This is a genomic window from Kitasatospora sp. NPDC059817 (assembly GCF_042731835.1).
Taxonomy (GTDB): domain Bacteria; phylum Actinomycetota; class Actinomycetes; order Streptomycetales; family Streptomycetaceae; genus Kitasatospora.
This window is the reverse complement of sequence record NZ_JBHWIR010000007.1, coordinates 63497-70738: the sequence shown is the minus strand read 5'-3', so window position 1 is coordinate 70738 and position 7242 is coordinate 63497. Positions and strand designations below refer to the sequence as shown.

The window sequence follows — 7242 nt, the reverse complement described above, 5'->3', positions numbered from 1 at the left end:
ACCCGCCCGCGTGGCGGGGCCGGCGCCCGGGGGGGGGGTCCCGCCCACCCCCCCCCCCCCCCCCCCACTCGCCCCGCCCCTCCCGTCCGTTCCCGGGAGCCCGCTCGTTCCTGTGAGTCCGTCCGCTCCCGCGCGCCCGCTCGGTCCCGCTAGCCCTTCCGCGGCAGCAGCCGGACCAGGCCCACCAGCACCAGCTCCAGCACCGCCAGCGCCGTCACGCTGCGGCCGAACGCGGCCGCCGGGTCGCCTCCGCCGTAGTAGAGCAGGCCGATCAGCGCGATGCCCAGCGCCCCGCCGACCTGCTGCACGGTGGCCAGCACCCCGGCGGCCGAGCCGACCAGCTGGGGCTCGACCCCGGCCAGCACCACGGAGGTCACCGGGGCGATCACCAGGCCCATCCCCAGGCCGTCCACGAACAGCCCCGGCGTCAGCCACCACACGCTCCCGCCCTGCGCGCCGTACACCGCGAGGGCGAGCAGGCCCAGCCCGACGGCCATCAGCAGCCCGCCGACGCCGATCGTCCGGGCCCCGCCGAGCCGGGCGGCGACGCGGTGGGTGGCGTTGGAGGTGAGCAGGTAGCCGAGGCCGATCGCCGTGAACACCAGCCCGGCGCCGAGCGCGTCCAGGCCGCGGCCCAGCTGGAGGTACAGGGCGAGCACCAGGAAGAAGGACGCCTGGCCGAGCCAGAAGGCGAGCTGGGCGAGCAGACCGGCGCCGAAGGCCCTGGTCCGGAACAGCCGGGTGTCGACCAGCGGGGCGGCGGAGCCGGGGCCGGAGTCGCTGCCGGAACCGGTGGCGGTGGCGCGGGTCCGGGTGCGGTGCTGATGCACCACGAAGCCGGCCAGCAGGGCGACCGCGCCGCCCAGGCAGAGCCAGGTCCACAGCGGCCAGCCCTGTGCGGGGCCCTGGATCAGCGGCAGCACCAGGGCGGTCAGCGCGGTGGTGACCAGCAGCACGCCCACCGGGTCCAGGCCCGGTCGTTGCGGGGCGCGCGACTCCGGCAGGCAGCGGCGGACCAGGGCCAGGGCGGCCAGACCGATCGGGAGGTTGATCAGGAAGCAGCTGCGCCAGCCGAGTCCGAAGAGGTCCGCCCGGATCAGCAGCCCGCCGATCAACTGGCCGAACACCGCGCCGACGCCCATGGTCAGCCCGTACCGGGCGAAGGCCCGCGCCTGCGCCGCGCCGCTGAACGCCGTCCGCAGGATCGCCAGCACCTGCGGGCCCATCAGCGCCGCCGCCAGGCCCTGCACCACCCGGGCGCCGACCAGTGCGGCGGCGGTGGGGGCGAGGCCGCAGCCCGCGGAGGCGAGGGTGAACAGGGCCAGGCCGAGCCCGAACACCCGGCGCCGGCCGTACCGGTCGCCGAGCCGGCCGGCGGTGACCAGGCCGGCGGCGAGGGCCAGGCTGAATCCGGCGATCACCCACTGGACGGCGGCCGGTCCGGCGCCCAGGTCGGCCTGGACGGACGGGACGGCGACGTTGACGACGAAGAAGTCGAGGGCGGTCATGAAGGTGGCGGTCAGGACGACCGCCAGCAGGCCGCGCGGGGCGCCGGCCGCCGCCTCGACCTCGGGCGCGGTGGTGCTCGCGGTGGTGCTCGCAGTGTTGCTCGCGGCGCCGGGCGCATTGTCGGTTGCATTGCCGGTCGCGGTCGCGGTCGCGGTCGCGGTCGATGGGCGGGCGGTCAGGACGGAGCTCATCTCGGCTTCTCCTCAGTGGGGTTGGGGGGAGTGGGTCGGGGGCGGTGGGGTCGCCCCCGACCCGTCCGGCCTGCCGTCAGGCGCCCGGGACGCGGTCCAGGAAGCCGTACACCGAGCCGATCCGCCCGTCCGGCGAGGCCACCAGGACGTCGAAGCCGATCACCACCGGCTCGGCGCCGGCCGGCCCGAGGTTCCAGGTGAACCGGGCGATGTCGTGGTGCGCGTCCACCGGTCCGAGGGTGAACTCCAGCCCGGGGAACTGGGCCTGGGCCGCGCCGATCAGCGCGTCGATCGCGTCCCGGCCGGCGACGGCGGCCAGCGGGTCGGTGTACCGGCCGTCCACGGCCCACACCTCGTCGATCAGCTTGCGGCGGGCGGCCGGGTCGGTCTCGTTCCAGACCGCGAGGTAGCGCTCGGCGAGCTGCTGGAGGGCGGTGGCGGTGATCTCGGTCATGGTCTTCTCCCGTGTCCCGGTGGGTGGTTGAGCGGCTCGTTCCCGCTGCTCACCAAGGTAGGGACGGGCCGGCGCGGGCGAATCGGTCACGTATCGGCATGGGGGTACGTAGCGTCCGGCGGGGGGTACGTAGGTGTGCTCGGCGGGCCCGCCCGTACCTGCGGCCGGGAGGGCCTCGGTAGGGTCGGGGGCATGCTGTACGGGAGGGAACACGAACAGTCCGTCGTGGCGGGACTGTTGGACGCGGCACGTGAAGGCCGCAGCGGGGTGCTGCTGCTCCGGGGCGAACCCGGAATCGGCAAGACCGCGCTGCTGGACCACGCCGTCGGGCGGGCGGGCGAGGCGTTCCGGGTGATCCGGGCGGCAGGCGTCGAGTACGAGGCGGAACTGCCCTTCGCCGGGCTGAGCCTGCTGCTCGCACCCGGCCTCGACCGGCTGCACGCCCTGCCCGGGCCGCAACGGCGCGCCCTGGAGGCGGCGTTCGGGCTCGCCGAGGAGCGCGCCCCGGCCGACCGGCTGCTGGTCGGGCTCGCCACCCTCGGACTGCTCGCCGAACTCGCCACCGAACAGCCCCTGTTGTGCGTCGTCGACGACGCGCAGTGGCTGGACGACGCCTCCCTCGACGCCCTGCTCCTGGCCGCCCGCCGGCTCCAGGCCGAAGGAGTCGCCCTGCTGCTCGCCGCCCGCACCGGCGGAGCCGCACCGGAACTCCCGACCACGGGCTTCCCCGAGCTCCGACTGACCGGCCTGCCCGAGCCCGACGCCGCCCGGCTCCTGGACCACCGGGCCGGCCCCGACCTGCCCGCCGCCGTCCGCGAGCGGCTGCTCGTCGAGGCGGCCGGCAACCCGCTCGCCCTCGCCGAACTCCCCATCGCCACCGGGGCGCAGGCGAACACCCCCGGCTCGCCGGCACCCTCGCCCGGCGGCCTGCCGCTCACCAGCCGGCTGCTGATCGCCTTCCACGGCCAGGTCACCGGCCTGCCCCCGGCCACCCAGACCCTCCTGCTGGTCGCCGCCGCCGAGGAGACCGGCGAACTCGACGTCGTCCTGCCCGCCGCGGCCGCCCTCGGCGTCCCCGCCGAACACCTCGGCCCCGCCGAGGAATCGGGCCTGGCGAGCGTCACCCCCGACCGCCGGATCGCCTTCCGCCACCCGCTCCTGCGCACCGCCATCCTGCAACGCGCCCCGCACCACCAGCGACTGACGATCCATCAAGCCATCGCCGGAGTGCTGCCGGACGGCGACCGCCGCACCTGGCACCAGGCCCACGCCGCCACCGCCCCCGACGCCGCCCTCGCCGACGCGCTGGAACGCACCGCCGTCCGCGCCGAGGCCCGCGGCGCCCACGGCGGCGCCGCCGCCGCGTACGAGCGGGCCGCCCGGCTCACCCCGGACCGCGACGCCGCCACCCGCCGCCTCGTCCTGGCCGCCGAAGCCGCCACCGAAGAAGGGAAGTTGGCGCAGGCCGAGACACTCGCCGACGAGGCCGGGGCCCGCACCGACAACCCCCTGGCACACGCCCTGCTCGACCAGGTCAGGGCCACCGCGCACTTCTGGCGCGGCTCCTACCCGACCGCCTACCGGCTGCTGCTCGACGCCGCCGGCACCGCCATCGAGGCGCCGCACGCCGCCCGGATGCTGTTCCAGGCCTTCCACACCGCCTGGTACGCGGGCGAGGAACCGGTGATCGCCGTCCTCGACCGGCTGGCCGCGCTACCGCTCGCCGACGACAACCCGCTCACCCCGCTCGCCCGCCACCTGCCCGCCGCCGTACTGCCCGCCCTCGGCCGGCCCGCACCGCAGCCCCCCGCCGCCCGCGACACCGCCGCGGCAGCCCGCAAGGCCGGCGCCGAAACCCCCGTCGACCTCGTCCAACTCTGCGGCGCCACCCTCATCCTCGGCCGCGACGACGAGACCGCCGAACTCGGCGGCGAACTCGTCGCCGAAGCCCGCGCCAAGGGCACCATCGGCGTGATGCCCACCCTCCAGTTCTTCCTCGCCGAGGCCGAACTCTTCCACGGCCGCCACCGCGACGCCGAAGTCACCGCCACCGAAGCCCTCGCCCTCGCCCGCGACACCGGCCAGCACCAGTGGACCAGCCAACTCACCGCGCTCCTCGCCTACCTGGCCGCCCTCGACGGTGACACCGACCGCTGCACCCGGCTCACCGCCGAATCCCTCGCCACCACCGGCCCGCAGACCGCCGCCCCCGCCGCCGGCCGCCCCTGGGCCCACTGGGCACTAGCCCTGCTCGACCTCGGCCACGGCCGCGCCGGCGACGCCGCCGACCGGCTGCACACTCTCACCACCGGCCCCCACCGGCACCACGTCAGCGCCACCCGGGCCGTCCCCGACCTGGTCGAAGCCACCGTCCGGTTCGGCACCCCCGAACGCTCCGCCGAGCCCTACGAACGCTTCGCCCGCTGGAGCGCCGCCGCCGACCGCCCCTGGACCGAAGCGCTCCGGCTCCGCTGCCAGGCCCTGCTCGGCCCCGACGAACTCGCCGAACCGGCCTACCGCGCCGCCCTCGACCTCCACGAAGGCACCCACCGCCCCTTCGAGCAGGCCCGCACCGCCCTCCTCTACGGCGAATGGCTGCGCCGCTCCCGCCGCCGCACCGACGCCCGCCCCCACCTGCGTGCCGCCCTCGAAACCTTCGAACGCCTCGCCGCCCACCCCTGGGCCGCCCGCGCCCGCACCGAACTCACCGCCACCGGCACCCCGGCCCCCACCACCAGCCCCACCGGCACCCCCGACTCCCCCCTCACCCCCCAGGAACTCCAGATCACCCGCCTGGCCGCCCAAGGCCTCACCAACCGCGAGATCGCCGCCCAACTCTTCCTCAGCCCCCGCACCATCGCCCACCACCTCTACAAGGCGTACCCCAAACTCCACATCACCTCCCGCACCGACCTCCCCACCACCCTCTGACACCCCCACCCACACCAAAGGGCCCTCCCGAAACACCTCCGGCAGGGCCCTGATCTCCACTCGCGGGGGCTGCCCCCACCTTCGCCGTCGGCCCAGATCCCGGGAGACTCCGCACGGGCTGCGGCACAGGGGGGCGCTCCACACTGAGGCACGGTCACTCAGTCGGTCACGTACAACGTCGGTCACGCACAACGCCAGAGGGCCCACCGGATTTCTCCGATGGGCCCTCTGTACTGGGTCGGGGTGGCGGGATTTGAACCCACGGCCTCTTCGTCCCGAACGAAGCGCGCTACCAAGCTGCGCCACACCCCGGTCCTGCGGTTTGTTGCTCCGTCTCCTTCGCAACGAGTAGAACTCTACCGGACGCTCGCCGAGACACGAAATCCGGTTCTTGGCGGGCGTCCGGTGCAGGTCAGCGGGGGGCCGGGGTGAGGGTGAGGAGGGTGGCCTCGGGGGGGCAGGCGAAGCGGACGGGGGTGTAGCGGTTGGTGCCGCAGCCGGCGGAGACGTGGAGGTAGGAGCGGCGGCCGCCGGCCTGGTGGGTGGAGAGGCCCTTGACCCGTCGGGCGTCGAGGTCGCAGTTGGTGACCAGGGCGCCGTAGAAGGGGATGCAGAGCTGGCCGCCGTGGGTGTGGCCGGCCAGGATCAGCGGGTAGCGGTCGGCGGTGAAGGCGTCGAGGACACGCAGGTAGGGGGCGTGGACGACGGCGAGGGAGAGGTCGGCGTCGGGGGAGGGGCCGCCGGCGACCTCGCTGTAGCGGTCGCGGCGGATGTGCGGGTCGTCGAGGCCGGTGAATTCGAGGTCGAGGCCGTCGATGGTGAGCCGGCCGCGGGTGTTGGTGAGGTCGAGCCAGCCGGCCGCGTCGAAGCCGTCGCGGAGCTTCTCCCACGGGTTGTGGACGGCGTCGGTGATGCCGCGGCGGCCGGTGCCGTCGGCGTTGTTGAGGCCGTGGGCGCCGCTGCGCATCGCCTGGAGGTAGCGGGCCGGGTTCTTGCGGGCCGGGCCGTAGTAGTCGTTGGAGCCGAAGACGTAGACGCCGGGGAAGTCCATGAGGGGCCCGAGCGCGTCCAGGGCGGCGGGGACGCCGAGGGGGTCGGAGAGGTTGTCGCCGGTGTTGACGACGAGGTCGGGGCGCAGGCCGGCGAGGCTCTGCAGCCAGCGCTGCTTCTTGCCCTGCCCGCTCACCATGTGGATGTCGGAGACCTGCAGTACCCGGATGGGCCGGGCGCCGTGGGGCAGGACGGGGACCTCGACCCGGCGGAGCCGGAAGGAACGGACCTCGTACCCGACGGAGTAGGCGAGGCAGGCGGCGCCGGCGGCGGCGAAGCCGAGGGGAACGGAGTACAGCGGTCGCATCGCTCCATGCTCTCAGACGGTGGATCAGCCGGTGAACGTCCGGTGGCCGTGCGCGGATGCGGGGCCACCGGCGGGTCGGCCACGTGCCGGCGGGTCCGCTGCGTGCCGGTGGCCCCGGTGTCTGCCGACGGGCCGGTTAATGGCAAGCGACCGAACGCCGCAGGTGGGAGACTCGGGGCCATGACGACGCTCAAGGCGAAGCTGCACGAGGACCTCACGGCCGCGATCAGGGACCGGGACGAGCTGCGCTCGTCCACCATCCGGCTCACGCTGGCCGCCGTCACCAGCGAGGAGGTGGCGGGTAAGGCGAAGCGCGAGCTGTCCGATGACGAGGTGCTGAAGGTGATCGGCCGCGAGGCGAAGAAGCGCCGGGAGGCGGCGGAGGCGTTCGACACCGCGGGCCGGGTGGAGCAGGCGGCCCGGGAGCGCTTGGAGGGCGAGGTGCTGGCGGGGTACCTGCCCAAGCAGCTCTCCGACGAGGAGCTGACCGCGATCGTGGCGGCCGCCGTCGCCGAGAGCGGGGCGGCCGGTCCGCAGGCGATGGGCGCCGTGATGAAGCTGGTGAAGCCGAAGGTGGACGGCCTGGCGGAGGGCGGCCGGGTGGCCGCCGCGGTGAGGGCGGCGCTGACGGGCTGAGCCCCGCCGCCAGACCCGAAGGCCCGAAGGGTGCCGGTGGCCAGGGCCCGAAGGTCCAGGGCCCGGATGGCACCGTCGGCCAAGCCCGAAGGGGGGGGGGCGGGCGGCCCGGTGGGCAGGGGTGGGCCGACGCGGCGTGTGTGCGCGGGGCGGGGGGGGCGGGT

Annotated in this window: 5 protein-coding genes and 1 tRNA gene; 2 read left to right on the top strand and 4 right to left on the bottom strand. The window is 75.3% G+C overall.

Going from position 1 to position 7242, the window contains the following annotated elements; genetic code table 11:
• Positions 1-149 precede the first annotated feature (149 nt).
• Entirely contained in the window at positions 150-1700 is a 1551-nt protein-coding gene (locus tag ACFV61_RS02835) for an MFS transporter (RefSeq protein WP_380489705.1), read from the bottom strand.
• A gap of 76 nt (positions 1701-1776) precedes the next feature.
• Positions 1777-2154: a nuclear transport factor 2 family protein gene (locus ACFV61_RS02830; RefSeq protein WP_350881950.1), complete on the bottom strand. Its 378-nt coding sequence runs from the start codon at positions 2152-2154 to the stop codon at positions 1777-1779.
• A 192-nt stretch (positions 2155-2346) separates the two neighbouring features.
• Here ACFV61_RS02830 and ACFV61_RS02825 point away from each other — a divergent pair, with 192 nt between their 5' ends.
• Positions 2347-5085, top strand: a complete 2739-nt coding sequence (locus ACFV61_RS02825) for an AAA family ATPase (protein WP_380489703.1) — start codon at positions 2347-2349, stop codon at positions 5083-5085.
• A 238-nt stretch (positions 5086-5323) separates the two neighbouring features.
• Here ACFV61_RS02825 and ACFV61_RS02820 read toward each other — a convergent pair.
• Together ACFV61_RS02820 and ACFV61_RS02815 are read right to left on the bottom strand one after the other, a co-directional pair.
• Positions 5324-5397: transfer RNA gene (locus tag ACFV61_RS02820), tRNA-Pro, on the bottom strand.
• A gap of 100 nt (positions 5398-5497) precedes the next feature.
• Positions 5498-6442: a metallophosphoesterase gene (locus ACFV61_RS02815; RefSeq protein WP_063348659.1), complete on the bottom strand. Its 945-nt coding sequence runs from the start codon at positions 6440-6442 to the stop codon at positions 5498-5500.
• A 180-nt stretch (positions 6443-6622) separates the two neighbouring features.
• Here ACFV61_RS02815 and ACFV61_RS02810 point away from each other — a divergent pair, with 180 nt between their 5' ends.
• Entirely contained in the window at positions 6623-7078 is a 456-nt protein-coding gene (locus ACFV61_RS02810) for a GatB/YqeY domain-containing protein (RefSeq protein ID WP_063348660.1), read from the top strand.
• Positions 7079-7242 lie beyond the last annotated feature (164 nt).